Raw genomic sequence first — 19,385 nt, 5'->3', positions numbered from 1 at the left:
TCGGGCCCGGCCGCCCACGATCCCCACGGGGATCATCCGGGGGCCGGGCCCGAGGTGTCGGAGGCGGTGGGCGGACCATCCACCGACGCCCCGGCGTCTAGGGTGGAGGCGATCGCCCGCCGACCGACTCTTCAACACTTTTCCGACTGATCACGAACCCCTTTAAGGAGGGTCGCCCCACCATGGCGAACTACACCGCTGCCGACGTCAAGCGTCTGCGTGAGCTCACCGGCTCCGGGATGATGGACTGCAAGAAGGCTCTGGAGGAGACCGACGGCGACTTCGACAAGGCCGTCGAGGTGCTGCGCATCAAGGGCGCCAAGGACGTGGGCAAGCGCGCCGAGCGCACCACGGCCGAGGGCCTGGTCGCCATCAAGGACGGCGTCATGATCGAGCTCAACTCCGAGACCGACTTCGTCGCCAAGAGCGCCGAGTTCATCGCGCTGGCCGACAAGATCGTCGAGGTCGCCGCGACCCAGGGCATCTCCGACCTCGACGCGCTGAACGCCGCCGAGCTCGACGGCACCACCGTGGCCGACTCGGTCGTGTCCTTCTCCGCCAAGTCCGGTGAGAAGCTCGTCCTGCGCCGCGTGGGCAAGCTCGACGGTCCCGTGGCCGTCTACCTCCACAAGCGCTCCTCCGACCTGCCGCCCGCCGTCGGCGTCATGGTCGCCTACTCCGGTGAGGGCGAGGCCGCCGAGGCCGCCGCCCGTTCCGCCGCGATGCAGGTCGCCGCGCTGAAGGCCCAGTACGTCTCCCGCGAGGAGGTGCCCGCCGACATCGTCGCCAAGGAACGCGAGATCGCCGAGGCCACCGCCCGCGAGGAGGGCAAGCCCGAGCAGGCGCTGCAGAAGATCGTCGAGGGACGCCTCAACGGCTTCTACAAGGATGTCTGTCTGCTCGACCAGCCGTCGGTGACCGACAACAAGAAGACCGTCGGCGCCCTGCTGGACGAGGCTGGCGCCAAGGTCTCGGCGTTCCTGCGTTTCGAGGTCGGTCAGGCCTGACCACGGCCCGAACCCGCCGTAGCGGGTTCCCGAACGACGGCGGTACCCGGTTTCCCGGGTACCGCCGTCGCCGTCTGCACGGTCGGGTGTGCCCGTACCCGGCGGGCTGGAGTGTGGCGGTCGTGGCGATAGGGCAGAATGAACCCGGTCCCACCACGGACCACACGCCACTCCGGCCAATCGACGTCGGGGGTGTGAACGCGCGCGACACGGGCTGGATCCGCCCGGGACGAGGAGAGGGATGACCGACCCGCGGGACGGCTACAAACGTGTGATGCTCAAGCTCGGCGGCGAGATGTTCGGCGGCGGCGGCGTGGGGATCGACCCGGACGTGGTGCAGTCCGTCGCCCGGCAGATCGCCGATGTCTCCCGGACGGGGGCGCAGATCGCGATCGTGATCGGTGGAGGCAACTTCTTCCGGGGTGCTCAGCTGCAGCAGCGAGGACTCGACCGGGCGCGCAGCGACTACATGGGGATGCTCGGCACCGTCATGAACTGTCTGGCCCTGCAGGACTTCCTCGAGCAGGAGGGGGTGTCGACGCGGGTCCAGACCGCCATCCACATGGGGCAGGTCGCGGAGCCGTACATCCCACTACGCGCGGAACGGCACCTGGAGAAGGGCCGCGTCGTGATCTTCGGGGCCGGGATGGGCATGCCCTACTTCTCGACCGATACCACCGCAGCCCAGCGCGCACTGGAGATCAAGGCCGACGTGCTGCTCATGGCCAAGGCGGTGGACGGCGTCTACTCGGACGACCCCCGTACCAATCCCGACGCCGAGCTCTTCAGCCGGATCGAGCACCGCGAATGCCTCGAGCGGGGCCTGAAGGTAGCTGATGCCACGGCGTTCAGCCTCTGCATGGACAACGACATGCCCATCCTCGTGTTCAACCTCCTCACCGAGGGCAACATCGCGCGCGCCGTCGCCGGTGAGCAGATCGGGACGCTGGTGGCCAGCACGGCCTGACACGTCCTCGACCCGACCACCGACACCGACCCCAACGAAAAGGGACAGACATGATCGACGACACTCTGCTCGAGGCCGAGGACAAGATGGAGAAGGCGATCGAGCACGTTCGCGACGAGCTCTCCGCCATCCGCACCGGCCGCGCCAACCCGGGCATGTTCAACCGCGTGTTCTGTGAGTACTACGGGAGCATGACTCCCATCACCCAGATGGCGACCATCTCGGCACCCGAGCCGCGCATGCTCATCATCAAGCCGTACGAGATGTCGCAGATCGGTCCGATCGAGAACGCCATCCGCAACTCGGATCTGGGCGTCAACCCGACCAACGACGGCCAGGTCCTCCGCGTGACCGTGCCGCAGCTCACCGAGGAACGGCGTCGCGATCTGGTCAAGCAGGCCAAGGCCAAGGCCGAGGACGGACGCATCGCGGTCCGTGGCGTCCGGCGCAAGGCGATGGACGAGCTCAAGCGGATCGACAAGGACGGCGAGGCCGGCGAGGACGAGGTCAACGCCGCGGAGAAGGAGCTGGACAAGCTCACCCAGCGATTCGTCGGCGAGGTGGACGAACTCGTCAAGGCCAAGGAAGGCGACCTGATGGAGGTCTGACCTCCGCGACACCCATCACCCGAGAACCGAGGAGTATGCCGTGGACCCCGCACCCCAGGGCCCGCCCGGGCCCACCGCCGCGGCCGCCGCACCTCCGTCGCGCGCCGGCCGTGACCTGACCCGGGCGATCCCGGTCGGGGTCGGCCTGGGCGCGCTCGTGATCGCCAGTATCGCCTTCACCCCCCGCGCGTGGTATCTGGTCGCCGCTGGCGCCGTCGCCGTCGGCACCTGGGAGGTCTTCAAACGCCTACGGCAGGCCCGGTTCGCGCTTCCCCTGTTCCCGCTGCTCGCAGGCGGGCAGGCCATGGTCTGGGCGGGTTACCTCAACGGGGCGGAAGGCGCGTTCGCCGCGTTCGCCGTCACCGGCGTGGTCGTCCTGGTCTGGCGTCTGCTCATGGCCGGTCTGACCACCGCACCGAAGAACTACCTGCGCGACGTGTCGGTCGCGGTGTTCGTGTTGGTGTGGATCGCGGTTCCGGGAGCCCTCGGCGCGATGCTGTCGGATGGTGACTACGGCGCGCAACGGGTCGTGGCCCTCATCCTGCTGGTCGTGTGCTCCGACGTCGGGGGGTACGTGGCGGGGGTGCTTTTCGGTAGGCACCCCATGGCCCCGGCGATCAGCCCCAAGAAGTCCTGGGAGGGATTCGCCGGGTCGATCCTGTTCGCCACGGTCGGTGGCGCACTCGTGGTCGCCCTGCTCTTCGACGACAGCATTTGGAAGGGCCTGTTGCTCGGCGTCCTGACGGTCTTCACCGCGACGCTGGGCGACCTGGTGGAATCCCAGGTGAAGCGGGACCTCGGAATCAAGGACATGGGCACGCTCCTGCCGGGGCACGGCGGATTCATGGACCGCCTCGACTCCGTGCTGCCCACCGCGGTGGTCGTCTGGGTCATCTTCACCTACGTCGTGCCGACCTGAGTCGTCGACCACCTCCGTTGGCACGGGTGACGTCGGCACGGGGCGAAGCCGCGAAGTGACCGGACCCTCCGACCCGCGCCGGGGGTCGCGCGTCAGTGTCGGGCGGTCAGTTTGCGCGCCTTGCGTGCGCGCATCCGCAGTTGGAGGATCCGGAAGCCGGCGAACAGGGCCATGATCAACGCGCCGGCGATCGCGGCGAAGAGGATCAGCACCCCAAGCGGGAGGGTGAACTCCAACCCGAGAAAACGGACGTCGGTCGAGGTCGTGTTCTGCGCGATGAAGATCAACAGCAGGATGGTGACGAGCGCGCCCAGGACCAGACCCACCCACGCGGAGCCCAGAAGTCCCCCCGACGAATCGGGGACAGCATCCTGCTCGTGGGTGCGTGTCGCAGGGGTCGACTCGTCGGCGGGAACGAGGGTGGAGTCCGCGTGGGTGTCCTCGAGGGGGATCTCGTCGCGCCCCTCGACGGGGGCGGCGTGACGACGGTCTGTCGGGTCGTGTGATCGTTGTGCCATACCTGGACTGTATGCGCTGGCGGCGTCGGACGGCACCGCTCGCGATGTGTTGCGGTCGCCCGTTTCTGACACAATGGCCGCATCATGGCTGAACCTCTCCCGCTCGTTTTTGACGCCCCCCGCCGAGGGCTGCCCCCTCGTCACTTCGCCGACCTCGACGCCGACGGTCGCGAGGCGGCGATGGGTGAGCTCGGAGTTCCCGCATTCCGCGGCAAGCAGCTGGCCAACCAGTACTTCGGGCGCCTCGAGGCGGACACCCGCGAGATGACCGACCTGCCGGCCGGCCTGCGGGAGAAGGTCGGAGAAGAACTGTTCCCCTCGCTGACCTCGTCGCTACGACACGTCACCACCGACGAGGGCACCACGCGTAAGACCCTGTGGAAACTGCACGACGGTTCGTTGGTCGAGAGCGTTCTCATGCGTTACCCCGACCGGGCGACCGTGTGCATCTCGAGTCAGGCCGGCTGCGGGATGGCGTGCCCGTTCTGCGCGACGGGGCAGGGCGGTCTGCAACGCAACCTCTCGGCAGCCGAGATCCTGGAGCAGGTCAGGGTCGCCGCCCGCGCCATGCGCGACGGTGAGATCCCGGGCGGGCCGGGGCGACTGTCCAACGTCGTGTTCATGGGCATGGGGGAGCCGCTCGCCAACTACAAGCGCGTCATGACCGCCGTGCGAGGCATCATCGCCCCGCCGCCGTCGGGATTCGGTCTGTCGCAACGCGCGGTCACCGTGTCGACGGTGGGCCTGGTCCCCGCCATCCACAAGCTGGCAGAGGAGGGGCTCCAGGTCACCCTGGCGGTGTCCTTACACACCCCGGACGACGAACTCCGGGACACCCTGGTGCCCGTCAACAACCGGTGGCCGGTCTCCGAGGTCATGGACGCGGCCCGTCACTACGCCGATGCCACGGGGCGGCGGGTGTCCATCGAGTACGCGTTGATCCGTGACGTCAATGATCAGACCTGGCGGGGCGAGATGCTCGGTCGACTGCTCGCCCAGCGTCTCGGGCCCATGGCGCACGTGAACCTCATCCCGCTCAACCCGACGCCGGGCAGCGAGTGGGACGCGAGCCCCCGCCATCAGCAGGACGCCTTCGTCGCCGCCGTGCGCGCGGCCGGGGTCTCGTGCACGGTCCGCGACACCCGCGGCCAGGAGATCGACGCGGCGTGTGGTCAGCTCGCGGCCGAGGGGTGAGCGCGGGGGAGTGAGCGTGGGGAGTGATCGCGGGGGAGTCATCGCTGGGGAGTGACCACTGGCGAGTGACCACTGGGCCACCCACTGAGAGCTACGGACGACGAGAAGGGCCGCCACCACTCCATCGAGTGGTGGCGGCCCTTCTCGGGTCGACCGGGGTCAGTGCCTGGCCGGCGCCCGGCCCTGCGGGTTCCGGGCGGCCTCGGCCCCTACGTGACCCGAGGCGGCGGCGCCGACCACCGCGTAGTGGTCCGAGGAGACCTCGAAGACACGGTTCCGCTTGAGGGTGTCGTCCTTCTTGGGTCGCAGCGACAGGAACATCCAGATCGCGAGGAACACGGCGACCGCCACCAGCCAGATGTCCTCCACCCGTCCGATGTGGTTGCCGAACAGCATGGCCAACAGGAACAGGACGAAGAAGCCGCCCGTGACGAGGCCGACCTTCCTGCTGTGCTGGTGCCAGCCCCACTCGACCGAGGGCTCGTCGAGGGTGCTGATCCCGTCGACGACGATCTCCTTGCTGGTGTGGTGCCCGTCCGCGCTCATGCTCCCCGGTTCTCCTCACGGCTCGCTGGCAGCCCTGCGGGCCGCCGACATCGTGCCCAGTTTGTCACACGCCGTCCGGCGGTCGACGGGTAACCCGCCGGTCCCCGCCACACCTGGGGCCGCTGATGCGGCATCAGGTGGCTCCGGCGTGGACAATGGCGGGGTGACCACGCGCGTTCTCGTCCTCGGCAGTACCGGCTCGATCGGTACCCAGGCCCTCGAGGTGACCTCGGAGGCCGGACCCGGCCGTTTCGAGGTCGTCGGTCTGGCGGCCGGCGGTGGCCGGATCGATCTGCTGGCGGAGCAGATCCGCCGGACCGGCGTCCGGTTCGTCGCGGTGTCCGCCCCGGCCGCGGCCGAGCGGATACGGTCGGCGTTCCCGGAGGCGACGGTTCTCGACGGTCCCGGGGCCGCCACCGAGCTCGTGGGGGCGGTGGAGGCCGACGTGGTGCTCAACGGAATCGACGGGTCCATCGGCCTAGGGCCCACCCTGGCCGCATTGCGCACGGGTGCGCGGCTGGCGCTGGCGAACAAGGAGTCACTCGTGGCCGGGGGCGCCCTCGTCACCGGCGCCGCGGCCCCGGGCCAGCTCATCCCCGTCGACTCCGAGCACTCAGCGATGGCGCAGTGTCTGCGGGCGGGGACGGCGGACGAGGTGGCGTCACTGGTGTTGACCGCCTCCGGCGGGCCCTTCCGGGGCCGTACCCGCGCCGAACTGGAAGGTGTCACCGCGGAGCAGGCGCTGCAGCACCCCACGTGGGCGATGGGCAGGATGATCACCCTGAACTCCGCGACCCTGGTGAACAAGTCCCTGGAGCTCATCGAGGCACACCTGCTGTTCGGGGTTCCCTACGATCGGATCGATGTGACCGTCCACCCCCAGTCGGTGGTGCACTCGGCGGTGACCTTCGTCGACGGCGCGACCGTGGCGAAGGCCTCCCCGCCGTCGATGAAGCTGCCCATCGCGTTGGCCCTGGGGTGGCCGTCACGGATTCCCGGGGCGTCGACCCCGTTGGACTTCTCGCAGTCACACACCTGGACCTTCGAGCCGGTGGACTCTGAGACGTTCCCGGCGATCTCGGTGGCGCGGACGGCGGGCGAGGCGGGGGGTCTGAGGACCGCGGTGTTCAACGCGGCCAACGAGGAGGCCGCCCCGGCGTTCCTGGACGGCCGGATCGGGTTCACCGCCATCGTCGACGTCGTGGCGGAGACCGTGGGCGCAGCCGATCAGTGGTCATCCGATCCCCGGGATCCGGATGACGTCGCGGCGGCGGAGTCCTGGGCGCGGCGGCACGCCGCAGCCCTCGTCACGAGCCTGGAGGGCTGAGCCGTGTTGGTGTTCGGGATCGTGCTGTTCGCCCTGGGGATCATGGTGTCCATCGTGCTGCACGAGTACGGCCACATGCGGGTCGCGCTGTGGTCGGGGATGCGGGTCCGTCGGTTCTTCGTCGGGTTCGGCCCCACCCTGTGGTCCGTCCGGCGTGGTGGGATCGAGTACGGGCTCAAGGCGATCCCGCTCGGCGGGTTCTGTGACATCGCGGGGATGACCGCGTACGACCAGCTGTCCCCGGAGGACGAGCCGAGGGCGATGTGGCGCCAGGCGTGGTGGAAGCGCGTCGCGGTGTTGCTGGCCGGGCCCTTCATGAACGTCGTCCTGGCGATCGCGTTGTTCTACACGGTCGCCCTCGGCTGGGGCCTGGTGAACCGGGACGTCCAGCCGATCCCCACCGACCGCGTCGCGGCCGTCGTGGGGGACACCTGCGCGGGGGCGGACCGGTGCGGGGTCGGAGTGGGCCCGGCCGGCGAGGCGGGGATCCTGCCGGGCGACCGGATCACGTCGGTCGACGGGGTGCCGGTGGTCAGTTGGGACGACCTGTCCACCGTGGTCTCGGCGCGGCCCGGTGAGACCGTGCCGGTTGCGGTGGAACGCGGCGGTGAGACGATCACGACGACGACGACGTTGACGTCAACGGGCGTGGACGGCGAGCAGCGGGGTGCGCTCGGGGTCCGACTCTCGGAAGACGGGATCCCCCGGGAGATCCTCGATGATCCGGCCTATCAGACCGTCAACACCTACGACGCCCTCAGCGCGGTGCCCGCGACCTTCGTCTTCACCGGGGAGATGGTCGAGGCGACCGTCGATGGGCTGATCTCGTTCCCGGCCAAGATCCCGGCGGTGGCCGCGTCGATCTTCGGGGGCGAGCGGGCGGACGACTCCCCGGTGTCCGTGGTGGGGGCCAGCTACATCGGCGGGCAGGCGGTCGAGCAGGGCCTGTGGAGCCTGTTCCTCCTGTTCCTGGCCGGCCTCAACCTGTTCCTGGGGGCGTTCAACCTCGTGCCCCTGACCCCGTTCGACGGCGGCCACATCGCGGTGGTGTTCTACGAGAAGATCCGGGACGCCGTCCGCCGGCTTCGCGGCCTCGCGCCGGGCGGCCCGGCGGACTACGAGAAGCTGGCGCCACTGACGATGGGGGTGTTCGTACTCCTCATCGGCGTCTCCGCGATCGTGATCACCGCCGACTTCGTCAACCCGATCCTGCTGCCCGGCTGAGCCGGGCGCACACCCACCTCGCACCCGCGCCCGGTTACCCGGATAATGGGACGCGGGACCTGCCCGCACCCGGCTGGCAGCCCCTACGGAAGGCCTGAAGTGAACGACTCCTCCTCGATCCCAGTGGGACTGGGCATGCCCGACGGCCCGCCGCCGGTCCTCGCGCCCCGGCGCACGACCCGGCAGCTGTTCGTGGGCCAGGTGGGCGTGGGCAGTGATCATCCGGTCTCGGTCCAGTCCATGACCACCACCAAGACCCACGACGTCAACTCCACCCTCCAGCAGATCGCCGAGCTCACGGCGTCCGGGTGTGACATCGTCCGCGTGGCGTGTCCCCGGCAGGAGGACGCCGACGCGCTGGAGACCATCGCACGCAAGTCCCCGATCCCCGTGATCGCGGACATTCACTTCCAACCCAAGTACATCTTCGCGGCGATCGATGCCGGGTGTGCCGCGGTGCGCGTCAACCCGGGCAACATCAAGGAGTTCGACGGACGCGTCAAGGAGGTCGCCAAGGCCGCCGGTGACGCGGGCATCCCCATCCGCATCGGTGTCAACGCCGGGTCGCTGGACCCGCGCCTGTTGGCCAAGTACGGCAAGGCGACCCCGGAAGCGCTCGTCGAGTCGGCGATGTGGGAGGCCTCGTTGTTCGAGGAACACGGCTTCGGCGACATCAAGATCTCGGTCAAGCACAACGACCCGGTGATCATGGTCGAGGCCTACCGCCGGCTCGCCGCGCAGACCGATTACCCGTTACACCTCGGCGTGACCGAGGCCGGGCCCGCGTTCCAGGGCACGATCAAGTCGGCCGTGGCGTTCGGTGCACTGCTCTCCGAGGGGATCGGCGACACCATCCGGGTCTCCCTCTCCGCCCCGCCGGTGGAGGAAGTCAAGGTCGGCACGCAGATCCTGCAGTCGCTCAACCTGCGTCCGCGCAAGCTCGAGATCGTCTCGTGCCCGTCGTGTGGGCGCGCCCAGGTGGACGTGTACAAGCTCGCCGACGAGGTCACGGCCGGACTGGAGGGGATGAGCGTCCCCTTGCGGGTGGCCGTCATGGGCTGTGTCGTCAACGGGCCCGGCGAGGCCCGCGAGGCCGATCTGGGTGTCGCGTCCGGAAACGGCAAGGGCCAGATCTTCGTCAAGGGCGAGGTCATCAAGACCGTGCCGGAGGCGATGATCGTGGAGACCCTCATCGAGGAGGCCATGCGGATCGCCGAGGAGATGGGCGAGCCCGTGGGAGACGCCGCCGAGGGCCAGGGGCCCCAGGTCAAGGTCACGCGATAGACCGTGACCGACACGGCTGCCCCGGAGGCCGGGCTCGGCGGGTGCCGGGCGGTCGGTCGGGGAGAGTCGCGGGCGCTTGGCGACGTGCTCGCCGCCGACCCGTTGGTCTCCGCGCCGGCGGCGGAGAAGTTCGCCACGTCGGGTGTCGCCGCCGGCACCGACGGACGGTTCCTCACCTTGGGCGGGCCTGAGCGGTCCCTCGCGTTCGTCGGCAGTTCGGTGTTGCCGCTCCGGGGCGACGCTGCGGATCAGCGCGCTCTCGGTGACGCGGTGGCGCGACTGGGACTCGGGCCCATGTCGGTGCACGGTCGGCGCGACCTGGTCGCCGGCATGTGGCCGGCCCTGCGAGAACGCTGGGGCGAGGCCCGGGAGTACCGGGCTCACCAGTTCCTCATGGCGCTCGAGGGCCCGCTCGATCCGGCGCTCGTCCTGGCCGGCATCCGGCCCGCGACCGTGGAGGAGTTCGAACCGGTGCTCGCCGCCGCCGCGGCGATGTACCGCGAGGAACTGCGCGCCGACCCGTTCGCCGTGGGCTCCGGGATTCCGTTCCGGCGCCGCGTGGCGCGGTCCCTCGCGCGGGGGAGGACCTGGGTGGGGATCGACGACGGCGAGGTGGTCTTCAAGGCCGATGTCGCCGCGATCTCCCCGGAGGTCGCCCAGATCCAGGGCGTATGGGTACACCGAGACCGACGGGACGCCGGGCTGGGGTCCGGCGGTACCGCCGCGGTGTGCGCCGCCCTTTGCTCACGGGGGCTCCGACCTTCCCTGGTGGTGAACGGGTCGAACGGTGCAGCCCGCGCCGCTTATCGGCGGGTGGGCATGGTCGACTCCGTCGAGTACGCGACGGTCCTGCTGTGAGTCATCTCGCCCGCACCGACCCAGAGCGGGGTACCCCCGGCCGGCGGCTACGGGATCGGCCACGCCTGTGGGAAAGTGGAGCGTAGTCAGACCACGGACCCCGGAAGGTGTAATCCGATGACAGACAGTGCGGCAGTGCGCGCCGTGGGTGGCGCCCTCCGGGGGAGGGCCGTGTGAGTACCCCGATGACAGCACCGGTCACCCGGGCGCCCGCGGCCGCGACGGGGCCGACGGTGGTGGCGCCGGTGACCACGACGGGCCCGGTACGGGACGCGGCTGTCGACCCGGGCTTCCGTTCGCTGCGGCCGGCCGACCGGGCCATGCGGCGTCTGCTCGGCGTCCGGGGCGTCGACCGCAAGGCCGGCTCCGGCGCCCACCGGGCATTCCGGATCTCGGTGATGGTCTCGGCCGTGCGGTGCCTCATCACCTACCTCGCGATCCCGATTCTCGTGCCGCTGCTCAGCCTGTCCGGCTGGGTCGCGGCGCCCGTCGGTATCGCGTTGTGTGTGGTCGCCGTGGTGAACGGCGTGGTCAGCGTCCGCCGGTTCTGGGCGTCCGACCACGCCAAGCGCTGGATGTACACCGGCTTCATGGCGGTCGTGTTCGCGATCCTCGCCGTGGCGATGGTCTCCGAGTTCCACCGTCTGGGGGTGATCTGATGGATCCGCGCCAGGACTCCGACCCCGGTGTGGACACCGCGGCTGACGAGACGGCCCCGGTGACGCCCGACGATGCCGGCCCGCCCGCGAAGGGAGAGCTCGGCGAGTCGTCCGCGGACGTGATCACGATGTGCCTGTTCGGGGCGATGGTGCTCATCGCCTCGGTGTGCTTCGTCATCTGGTGACCGGACCGGGGCGACCGGTCGCGCCGGGCGGGCCTATCCTGGGGGCATGACCACCTCCACCCGTCAGCCTCTCGTCCCAGGTGAACCCACCCCGATCCGGACCGTTCCCGAATCGATCCCGCGGCCGGAGTACGTCTGGCGCGACAGCGTCGACGAGGCCAACGGGGAGGCGTGGGTTCAGCCGGCTGAGGTCATCGACGCGATGCGCGTGGCCTCGAGGCTGGCCGCGGACGCTCTCGTGCTCGCCGGCGAGGCGGTCGCGCCCGGCGTGACGACCGACGAGATCGACCGGGTCGTACACGAGTTCCTGTGCGACAACGGGGCGTACCCGTCGACCCTGGGGTACAAGTCGTTCCCCAAGTCGAGCTGCGTCTCGCTCAACGAGGTGATCTGCCACGGTATCCCCGACACCACGGTGATCCGTGACGGGGACATCGTCAACGTCGACGTCACGGCGTTCATCCACGGCGTCCACGGTGACACCAACGCGACGTTCCTGGCCGGGGATGTCAGCGAGGAGGTCAGGCTCCTGGTCGAGCGCACTGAAGAGGCGATGAACCGGGGGATCAGGGCCATCCGACCCGGGCGCGAGGTCAACGTCATCGGGCGGGTCATCGAATCCTATGCCCGACGCTTCGACTACACGGTCGTGCGGGAGTTCACCGGCCACGGTGTCGGCCCGACCTTCCACAACGGTCTGGTCGTGCTCCACTACGACGAGCCGTCCCGGACCGAGGTCCTCGAGCCGGGTATGACGTTGACCGTCGAACCGATGATCTCCCTCGGCGGGCCGGGGTTCGACGTCTGGGACGACGACTGGACCGTGACCACGGCCGACAAGGCGTGGACCGCCCAGTTCGAGCACACCGTCGTCGTCACCGAGGACGGGTACGAGATCCTCACCCTGCCGTCCGGCTCTTGAGCGCGTCCGGCGTCCCGTGCGCCCCCCGGCCGGCCGGGAAAAGTGTGTGGACGATCGTCCTGATGCGCCCCTCGGTCGTGGACAATCCGGGGCATACTGTCCACCATGATCGATACCCCTCGTGGACCCGTGGAGCAGATCGACCTGGTGGTGGTGGGCGCCGGCTTCGGCGGCATCGCCATGGCCGACCGTCTGTTGGGGGAGGGGCGTGGCCGGGACTTCCTCGTCGTGGAGGCCGCGGACTCGGTGGGGGGCACCTGGCGCGACAACACCTACCCGGGGTGCGCCTGCGACGTCCCCACCGCTCTCTACTCGCTGTCCCGACACGCCCACCCCGGGTGGTCCCACTCGTTCGGGAGGCAACCAGAGATCCGGGCCTATCTCGAGTCCGTGACGGACCGCATCGGTCTCCGTGACCGACTCGTCACCTCCTGCGAGGTGACCGCGGCGGTGTGGGACACCGAGTCGGCGCACTGGGTCGTCGACACGAGCCGCGGGCGGATCCGGGCGCGCGATCTCGTGGTGGCCTCGGGGGCGCTGTCCGCCCCCTCGATCCCCCGGCTACCCGGTCTGGAGTCGTTCGAGGGCCAGGTGTTCCACTCCGCGAGGTGGCGCCACGACATCGCGCTCGAGGGCCGGAGGGTCGCCGTCGTCGGGACGGGGGCCTCCGCGGTCCAGTTCGTCCCCGAGATCGCCGGGCCCGCCGAGCACGTCACGGTCTTCCAGCGGACCCCGGGCTGGATCCTGCCCAGGCTGGACCGATCGATCTCCGGACGCCGTCAGCGGCTCTACCGACGCTTCCCGTTGGTACAGCGGCTGGTCCGGGGTCGTATCTACCTGGGGCGTGAGCTCTACGTCGTGGTGTTCACGCGAGCCCAGTTCCTCTTGCGGTTCTTCGAGTGGTTCGCACGGTTCTACCTCTTCCTCAAGGTGCGGGACCGCGGGATGCGCCGTGCGCTCACCCCCGACTTCTCGATCGGGTGCAAACGGGTGTTGCTCACCAGTCAGTGGCTCCGCGCCCTCAGCCGGTCCGATGTGACCCTGGTGTCCGGCGCGGCGTCGGCTGTCACCCCGCGCGGGCTCGTGGCCGACGACGGCACGGAGCATCCGGCGGACGTCATCATCTTCGGTACGGGCTTCCAGCCGACCGAGCCGCCCATCTCCCGCGTGATCACCGGCGCGGACGGGCGCACCCTCGCCGAGCACTGGGATGGCAGTCCGCGAGCGCACAGCGGCATCACCGTGGCGGGGTTCCCCAACCTGTTCCTGCTGTACGGCCCCAACACCAACCTGGGGCACTCGTCGATCGTGTACATGCTCGAGTCCCAGGCTGATCACGTTCTGCGGTTGCTCGACCTCGCCGGGCGGGAGGCCCGACGCACCATCGAGGTGCGTCCGGAGGTGGAGGAGTCCTACGCCGCCCGGATGGACCGCGAACTGGCGCACACGGTGTGGAACCAGGGGGGCTGCTCGAGCTGGTACATCGACTCGCGGGGACGTAATTCCCTGCAGTGGCCGACGTTCACCTTCCGGTACCGCGAGCAGGTCCGCACCGTCGATCCGGACGAGTTCGTCCTCGCCTGAAGCCGGCGGGGAGCGGGTGTCACGCGCCTCGCGGCCCCGCCCCCGATCGTCGGCCCACCGATGTCGCCCCCCGGTCGTCTGCCTTCCGGCATCGTTTGGTAGCTAGAAGCCGCGGTCCGGGAAGTCCAGACCCAGCAATGCGTTCTCGACGACCTCGGCCATCGCCGGGTGGATCCAGTACTGCTTGCGAGCGAGGTCCGGCACCGTGATCTCGAACTCCATGGCCTGGATGAGGATCTGCACGAGAGACGGGGCGTGGGCGCCCATGAGGTGGGCGCCGAGGAGCAACCCGGTGGCGCGGTCGGCGATGAGCTTGCAGCACCCGACCGAGTCCTCCATCGCCCAGCCGTACGCCACGTCGCCGTAGTCCTGGGTCTTCACGGTCACGTCGTACCCGGCCGCGCGGGCCTCTGCTTCCGTCAGCCCGACCGACGCGATCTGTGGCCAGCTGAACACCGCGTACGGCACGTGACTGTGGTGGAACGGCTGCAGGTTCTCCGGGTGGTTGAGGTTGTGGCCCAACACCCGCTGCTCGTGGTTGGCCACGTGCTTGAGCTGGAACGGCGAGCTCACGTCGCCCAGCGCCCAGACGCCCTCCGCCGTGGTGCGGCCGAACTCGTCCACGCGGACCCGCTCGCCGTCCATCTCCACCCCGGCCGCGTCCAGATCGAGCAGGTCCCCGTTCGGTGTCCGACCCGTGGCGACCAGCAGCGCGTCGCCCGCGCAGGTCGACCCGTCCTCGAAGGTGATCTCCACGCCCCGGCGGTCGTCACCGGTCGCGGTCATCGAGGTGACGTGCTGGCCGAGGCGGACGTCCCATCGCCCCCGGGCGGCGTCCGTGAACCGCTCCGCGAGTTCGCGATCGAGATGCTTGAGCAGTACGTCCGACCGGCCGATGACGGTGACCTCGACGCCCAGCGCGGAGAACACGTGCGCGAACTCGCAGGCGATGAACCCGGAGCCCTGGATGACCATGGACTTCGGCAACTCGGCGATCCGCATGACGTCGTCGCTGGTGTGGTAGGCGACGCCGGCCTCGGTGACGATCTCGGGGATCGACGGCCGTGCCCCCGCGGCGATCACGACGGAGTCCGCGGTGATGATCTCCCCGGTTCCCGTGTCGATGGTGCGCGGGCCGACGAATGTCGCGTGACCGTCGAACACCGTGACGTTGTCGCAACGGTTGCGCCGGTAGTCCTCCCCGCTCGACGCGATCGGGTCGATGCGCCGGTCGAAGACCCGCGAGACGATGTCCGGCCACCGGACCCCGTCCAGAGTCGAATCGACACCGTAGGCGGACGAGTGCCGGATGGAGGTGGCCGTGTCGGCGGCGTAGACGAACATCTTGGTGGGGATGCAGCCGACGTTGAGGCAGGTGCCACCGAACGTCCCCTTCTCGCAGATCGCCACGGACTTGTCGGCGAACGATTCGTCGATCAGCGAGTTGCCGCTGCCCGTGCCGATGACGACCAGGTCGAAGTGGCGGGAGGGGGTCTGGGTCATGGGGTTCAGGACTCCTTGGTGTGTGAGGACAGGGTCTGGTCCAGCCAGCGCCCGAGATGGTCGAAGACCACCTCGAGGACGTCGGCGCGAGAGAGGAAGACGTCGTGCCGGGCACCCGGCACGGGGACGTCGGTGACGTCACGGGAGACACGGTCGGCGAAGCGCTCCATCGACCGGACGTCCAGGATCAGATCGGTGTCCACGTCGAGCACGGCGCCCCGTGGGCGGGCCCCGACCGACGATGCCGTCGACCGGAGCAACAGAACCGGGAGCGGTAGGTCGACCCCGGACTGTAGCCGCTTCTGGGCGCGCCGGACCGCGGCCAGCCACCCCGCCCGGACACCCACCCCGCCGGGGGGCTTGAGCGTGGTGTCGAAGTGGTAGTCACCGTCGTGGTCGACGTGCGTGCTGATCACATACCGGTCCGAGGTGGGTAGCGGCAGTCGGTAGAAGGGCCGGAGGGATCCGAGCGTGCGGATGACGGGGTCCAGCACGGGGCGGGCGCGCTCCGGGACGTCGAGCTGGAACCACGGGGAGTTCAGCACCACCCCCACGACGGGGGCGAGAGCGCCCCTGTCGCGACGCCTGCCCAGCCACAACGGCACCACCAGCCCCCCGGTCGAGTGGGCTGCCACGAGGACCGGCGTTCCCGGGTGCTCGGAGACGATCACGTCGAGAGCCTGATCCAGCTCGTCGTCGTACCTCTCGAGGTCGGTGGTGAAGTGCGGTGTCAGACCTTCCCTCCGGGACCGGCCACATTTGCGCAGGTCGATCCCGTAGGTCGCGAACCCGCTCGACGCGAGGAACTCGGCGAGATGGGTGTGGAAGAAGTAGTCCGACAGGCCGTGGACGACCAGGACGACGCCGGTGGGCTCGGTCGGGGCGTCCTCGTGGCGGACGAGGGTCGCGGAGATCTGCCCCTCACCGTCGGGATCGGCACCGAGAGGCAGGGCGCGCCGTGTGTACGACGGCCCCAGCAGATCCGGGGCCCACTGCGGGTCGGATCCGTCGGGGGCGCCGGGATCTGGAGAGGGCGTCGACACGACGACCACCCTAGTCCGGTGTGTCCCACGCCCGGCGCGGTGAGTAGTCTGACAACCCTGTGGGCGCGGGCCTGTCGGGACGACCCGCGTCGACGAGAGATTCGGGTCCACGACCAATGAGCGAGGGTAGCCGGTGACTTCAGACCAGGTGGCAAAGCACGGAACGACGGATGTGGCGCTCATCGGCGCGGGCACCATGAGCGCGACTCTGGGTGCCCTGCTGCGGCGGCTCCAACCGGACTGGGACATCCAGGTGTTCGAACGGCTCGAGGGACCCGCACTGGAATCCTCCGACGCCTGGAACAACGCCGGCACCGGGCACTCCGCCCTCTGCGAGCTCAACTACTCGCCCAAGACCGCCGGCGGCGACGTCGACATCACCAAGGCCGTCAGCGTCAACGAGAAGTTCCAGGTCTCCCGGCAGTTCTGGTCCTATGCGGTCGAGAACACCATCCTCGGCGACCCCACCGAGTGGATCCGCCCCGTCCCGCACATGAGCTTCGTGGCGGGCAAGGACGGTCAGGACTACCTCCGGAAGCGGTACGACAAGCTCGCCGGGCACCCGCTCTTCCCGGGAATGGGTCACACCACCGACTTCTCCGAGCTGGAGCGGCTCGTTCCGCTCATGGCCCGCGGTCGCTCGCCCGAGCAGCCCTTCGCCCTGAGCCACTTCTCGAACGGCACCGACGTCAACTTCGGTGCGCTCACCCGGCAGCTCATCAAGTACCTCACCCGCACGGGCACCGAGGTGCACTACCAGAACCAGGTCAAGGACCTCGAGCGCAACAGTGACGGCAGCTGGCGGCTGACCGTGGCCAACCGGCACACCGGTGACGAACGCACCGTCGACGCCAAGTTCGTGTTCGTCGGCGCGGGTGGCGGTGCCCTGCACCTGCTACAGAAGTCCGGCATCCCGGAGATCAAGGGCATCGGCGGCTTCCCCGTGGGCGGCCAGTGGCTGCGCTGCACCAACCCCGAGCTCATCGAGCAGCACCAGGCGAAGGTCTACAGCCAGGCCTCCGTGGGCGCGCCGCCGATGTCGGTGCCGCACCTGGACACCCGCGTCATCGACGGCAAGAAGGGTCTGCTGTTCGGGCCGTTCGCCGGGTGGACCCCCAAGTTCCTCAAGATGGGCAGCTTCCTCGACCTGCCGTCGAGCATCCGGGCCGGGAACCTGCTGCCCATGGCCAACATCGGCCTCACCGAGATGAGCCTGGTCAAGTACCTCATCACCGAACTCGCGAAGAACCACGGCGCACGGGTCGACGCACTGCGCGACTTCGTGCCCTCGGCGCAGGACGGGGAGTGGGAGAAGGTCATCGCCGGACAGCGTGTCCAGGTGATCAAGCCCAGCGGACGGGGTGGAACCCTCGAGTTCGGCACCGCCGTGGTCAACGCGGCGGACGGGTCTATCGCGGGTCTCCTCGGAGCCTCCCCGGGCGCCTCCACCGCGGTGGACGCCATGGTCGACGTGCTCAAGCGCTGCTTCCCGAGCCGGTTCGCGGACTGGACCCCGGCCCTCGAGGAGATGATCCCCTCGCTCGGCCGGGACCTCGCCGAGGAGCCGACCCTGTTCACCGAGCAGTTCGAGCGCTCGACGCGCACCCTGAAGCTCGACCAGAAGGCCTGACGGATCGGCCCTGATCCGCCACCACGCACCATTCCTCATCCCCCGCTCACCCGACGTGGTGGCCGGGGGATGAGTCGTGTCACGGGCCATGGGCCGAGGCCGGGGGCGGAGCCGTGGGCGGATAGGATCAGCTGCATGATCCGGCCTGTGAACCCGTACCCCGTCGGTCTGGACCTCGAAGGCCGTCGTGTCGTGGTGATCGGCGGAGGATCCGTTGCGCAACGACGCATCCCCGTCCTGCTCGAGGCGGGTGCGGTGGTGCACCTCGTGAGCCCCGACGTCACGCCCACGCTCCAGGGACTCGTGGACGCCGGACGAATCTGGTGGGATCCACGAGAGTACGAATCAGGCGATCTCGAGGGTGCGTGGTACGTGGTCGCCGCGACGCGGAACTCTCTTGTCAACGCCCGGGTCGCGGCCGAGGCCGAGCAGAACCGCACCTTCTGCGTCCGGGCTGACGCCGTGACGTCGGGGTCCGCGGTGACCCCGGCGGTGGTCCGCAGGGGCGAGATGCTCGTCGCAGTTCTCACCGGCGACCGCGCGCGTACCGCCGAGGCCCGGGACGTGGTCGCGCGGGCCCTCAGCGACGCGGGGGCGGAGGCACCCGAGGTCGACGAGGCGCTCCGCGGCACGGTCGCGTTGGTCGGAGGCGGGCCGGGGGCCGACGACCTCATGACGGTGCGTGGACGTCGACTGCTCGCCCGCGCCGACGTGGTCGTGGCCGACCGTCTCGCCCCCCAGCGCCCGCTGGCCGAGCTGCGGGCGGACGTCGAGATCGTCGATGCGGCCAAGATCCCCTACGGGCGGGCCATGGCACAGGACGCGATCAACGAGGTGCTGGTGGACCGGGCACGCGCCGGCAAGTTCGTGGTACGCCTCAAGGGCGGGGACCCGTTCCTCTACGGGCGTGGCTACGAGGAGGCGCAGGCGTGCGCGGAGGCGGGAGTGCCGTGCACGGTCGTGCCGGGCGTCTCCAGCGCCCTCGCGGTACCGGCCCTCGCGGGGATTCCCGTGACCAACCGCGGGATGACACACGAACTGACGGTCGTGTCCGGGCACCTCCCGCCCGGACACCCGGGCTCCCTCATCGACTGGGACGCCCTCGCACGTATGCGCGGGACGCTGGTGGTGCTGATGGGGGTCAAGAACTCCCCGGCGATCGCCGAGTCGCTCATGGCGGGGGGTCGCTCGTCGGACACCCCGGCCGCGGTGATCGTCGACGGCAGTCTCGACGGGCAGTCGACCCATCGCTGCACCCTCGGCACCCTCACCGACACCCTGGCGACCCACGAGGTCAGGCCCCCGGCCATCGTGGTGGTCGGCGACGTGGCCGGGCTACCGCAGGCGCTGTCCACGGACCTGCGGCACCGCTGACCCGTTCCGGCGCCGGGCGTGGTGCGCGCCCCG

19 protein-coding genes are annotated in these 19,385 nt (G+C 69.7%); 15 read left to right on the top strand and 4 right to left on the bottom strand.

Features of this window, described 5'->3' with window-relative positions; translation table 11 throughout:
- Positions 1-182: 182 nt before the first annotated feature.
- From tsf to OVA21_RS07895, 4 genes are all read left to right on the top strand, one after another.
- A complete protein-coding gene (gene tsf / locus OVA21_RS07910; protein WP_154827686.1) occupies positions 183-1,007 on the top strand; it encodes a translation elongation factor Ts in 825 nt (274 codons plus the stop codon).
- Positions 1,008-1,248: 241 nt separating this feature from the next.
- The gene (gene pyrH, locus OVA21_RS07905) at positions 1,249-1,974 is read left to right on the top strand and encodes a UMP kinase (protein WP_119192741.1); all 726 of its coding nucleotides are present in this window, start codon (positions 1,249-1,251) and stop codon (positions 1,972-1,974) included.
- Positions 1,975-2,024: 50 nt separating this feature from the next.
- On the top strand, positions 2,025-2,582 hold the full coding sequence (frr, locus tag OVA21_RS07900) for a ribosome recycling factor (protein WP_067717618.1): 558 nt from the start codon (positions 2,025-2,027) through the stop codon (positions 2,580-2,582).
- Between the two features lie 40 nt (positions 2,583-2,622).
- Entirely contained in the window at positions 2,623-3,501 is an 879-nt protein-coding gene (locus tag OVA21_RS07895) for a phosphatidate cytidylyltransferase (protein WP_268092190.1), read from the top strand.
- Between the two features lie 92 nt (positions 3,502-3,593).
- Here OVA21_RS07895 and OVA21_RS07890 read toward each other — a convergent pair whose 3' ends face one another.
- Positions 3,594-4,019, bottom strand: coding sequence for a LapA family protein (locus OVA21_RS07890; protein ID WP_132061113.1), 426 nt, complete (start codon positions 4,017-4,019; stop codon positions 3,594-3,596).
- 84 nt (positions 4,020-4,103) lie between these two features.
- On the opposite strand from OVA21_RS07890, the gene rlmN reads away from it, so the two are divergent.
- Complete coding sequence (rlmN, locus tag OVA21_RS07885) at positions 4,104-5,213, top strand: 23S rRNA (adenine(2503)-C(2))-methyltransferase RlmN (RefSeq protein WP_067717626.1); 1,110 nt, start codon at positions 4,104-4,106, stop codon at positions 5,211-5,213.
- 159 nt (positions 5,214-5,372) lie between these two features.
- Here the strand turns inward: rlmN and OVA21_RS07880 are convergent, their stop codons facing one another.
- Entirely contained in the window at positions 5,373-5,759 is a 387-nt protein-coding gene (locus OVA21_RS07880) for a DUF2631 domain-containing protein (RefSeq protein WP_096905327.1), read from the bottom strand.
- Positions 5,760-5,922: 163 nt separating this feature from the next.
- Here OVA21_RS07880 and dxr point away from each other — a divergent pair, with 163 nt between their 5' ends.
- From dxr to OVA21_RS07840, 8 genes are all read left to right on the top strand, one after another.
- Positions 5,923-7,086 (top strand): 1-deoxy-D-xylulose-5-phosphate reductoisomerase, encoded by a 1,164-nt coding sequence (gene dxr / locus OVA21_RS07875; RefSeq protein WP_268092187.1) that lies wholly within the window; start codon positions 5,923-5,925, stop codon positions 7,084-7,086.
- A 3-nt stretch (positions 7,087-7,089) separates the two neighbouring features.
- Positions 7,090-8,310 carry a M50 family metallopeptidase gene (locus tag OVA21_RS07870; RefSeq protein ID WP_256385622.1) on the top strand — a complete coding sequence of 407 codons (1,221 nt, stop codon included), beginning with the start codon at positions 7,090-7,092 and terminating at the stop codon, positions 8,308-8,310.
- A 135-nt stretch (positions 8,311-8,445) separates the two neighbouring features.
- Positions 8,446-9,594 (top strand): flavodoxin-dependent (E)-4-hydroxy-3-methylbut-2-enyl-diphosphate synthase, encoded by a 1,149-nt coding sequence (gene ispG / locus OVA21_RS07865; protein WP_096907224.1) that lies wholly within the window; start codon positions 8,446-8,448, stop codon positions 9,592-9,594.
- Between the two features lie 3 nt (positions 9,595-9,597).
- Positions 9,598-10,452: a GNAT family N-acetyltransferase gene (locus OVA21_RS07860; protein WP_096905329.1), complete on the top strand. Its 855-nt coding sequence runs from the start codon at positions 9,598-9,600 to the stop codon at positions 10,450-10,452.
- A gap of 173 nt (positions 10,453-10,625) precedes the next feature.
- Positions 10,626-11,111 carry a hypothetical protein gene (locus OVA21_RS07855; protein ID WP_241504568.1) on the top strand — a complete coding sequence of 162 codons (486 nt, stop codon included), beginning with the start codon at positions 10,626-10,628 and terminating at the stop codon, positions 11,109-11,111.
- Positions 11,111-11,296, top strand: a complete 186-nt coding sequence (locus OVA21_RS07850) for a hypothetical protein (RefSeq protein WP_096905330.1) — start codon at positions 11,111-11,113, stop codon at positions 11,294-11,296. Before OVA21_RS07855 ends, OVA21_RS07850 begins: the two co-directional genes overlap by 1 nt.
- Before the next feature lie 46 nt (positions 11,297-11,342).
- Positions 11,343-12,218, top strand: coding sequence for a type I methionyl aminopeptidase (map, locus tag OVA21_RS07845; RefSeq protein ID WP_067717647.1), 876 nt, complete (start codon positions 11,343-11,345; stop codon positions 12,216-12,218).
- Between the two features lie 105 nt (positions 12,219-12,323).
- Positions 12,324-13,802: a flavin-containing monooxygenase gene (locus OVA21_RS07840; RefSeq protein ID WP_268092185.1), complete on the top strand. Its 1,479-nt coding sequence runs from the start codon at positions 12,324-12,326 to the stop codon at positions 13,800-13,802.
- Positions 13,803-13,904: 102 nt separating this feature from the next.
- Here OVA21_RS07840 and mtr read toward each other — a convergent pair whose 3' ends face one another.
- Together mtr and OVA21_RS07830 are read right to left on the bottom strand one after the other, a co-directional pair.
- Positions 13,905-15,305 (bottom strand): mycothione reductase, encoded by a 1,401-nt coding sequence (gene mtr / locus OVA21_RS07835; RefSeq protein ID WP_159148640.1) that lies wholly within the window; start codon positions 15,303-15,305, stop codon positions 13,905-13,907.
- A 5-nt stretch (positions 15,306-15,310) separates the two neighbouring features.
- Entirely contained in the window at positions 15,311-16,348 is a 1,038-nt protein-coding gene (locus tag OVA21_RS07830; RefSeq protein ID WP_268092184.1) for an alpha/beta hydrolase, read from the bottom strand.
- 133 nt (positions 16,349-16,481) lie between these two features.
- Between OVA21_RS07830 and mqo the strand changes: the two genes are divergently transcribed.
- Positions 16,482-17,978 carry a malate dehydrogenase (quinone) gene (gene mqo / locus OVA21_RS07825; RefSeq protein ID WP_268092183.1) on the top strand — a complete coding sequence of 499 codons (1,497 nt, stop codon included), beginning with the start codon at positions 16,482-16,484 and terminating at the stop codon, positions 17,976-17,978.
- Between the two features lie 135 nt (positions 17,979-18,113).
- A complete protein-coding gene (gene cobA, locus OVA21_RS07820) occupies positions 18,114-19,352 on the top strand; it encodes a uroporphyrinogen-III C-methyltransferase (protein WP_268092182.1) in 1,239 nt (412 codons plus the stop codon).
- The last annotated feature ends 33 nt before the right edge of the window (positions 19,353-19,385 follow it).

The sequence above is a fragment of the Dietzia sp. SL131 genome (genome assembly GCF_026672565.1).
Taxonomy (GTDB): domain Bacteria; phylum Actinomycetota; class Actinomycetes; order Mycobacteriales; family Mycobacteriaceae; genus Dietzia; species Dietzia kunjamensis.
This window is presented reverse-complemented; position numbering and strand designations above follow the sequence as displayed.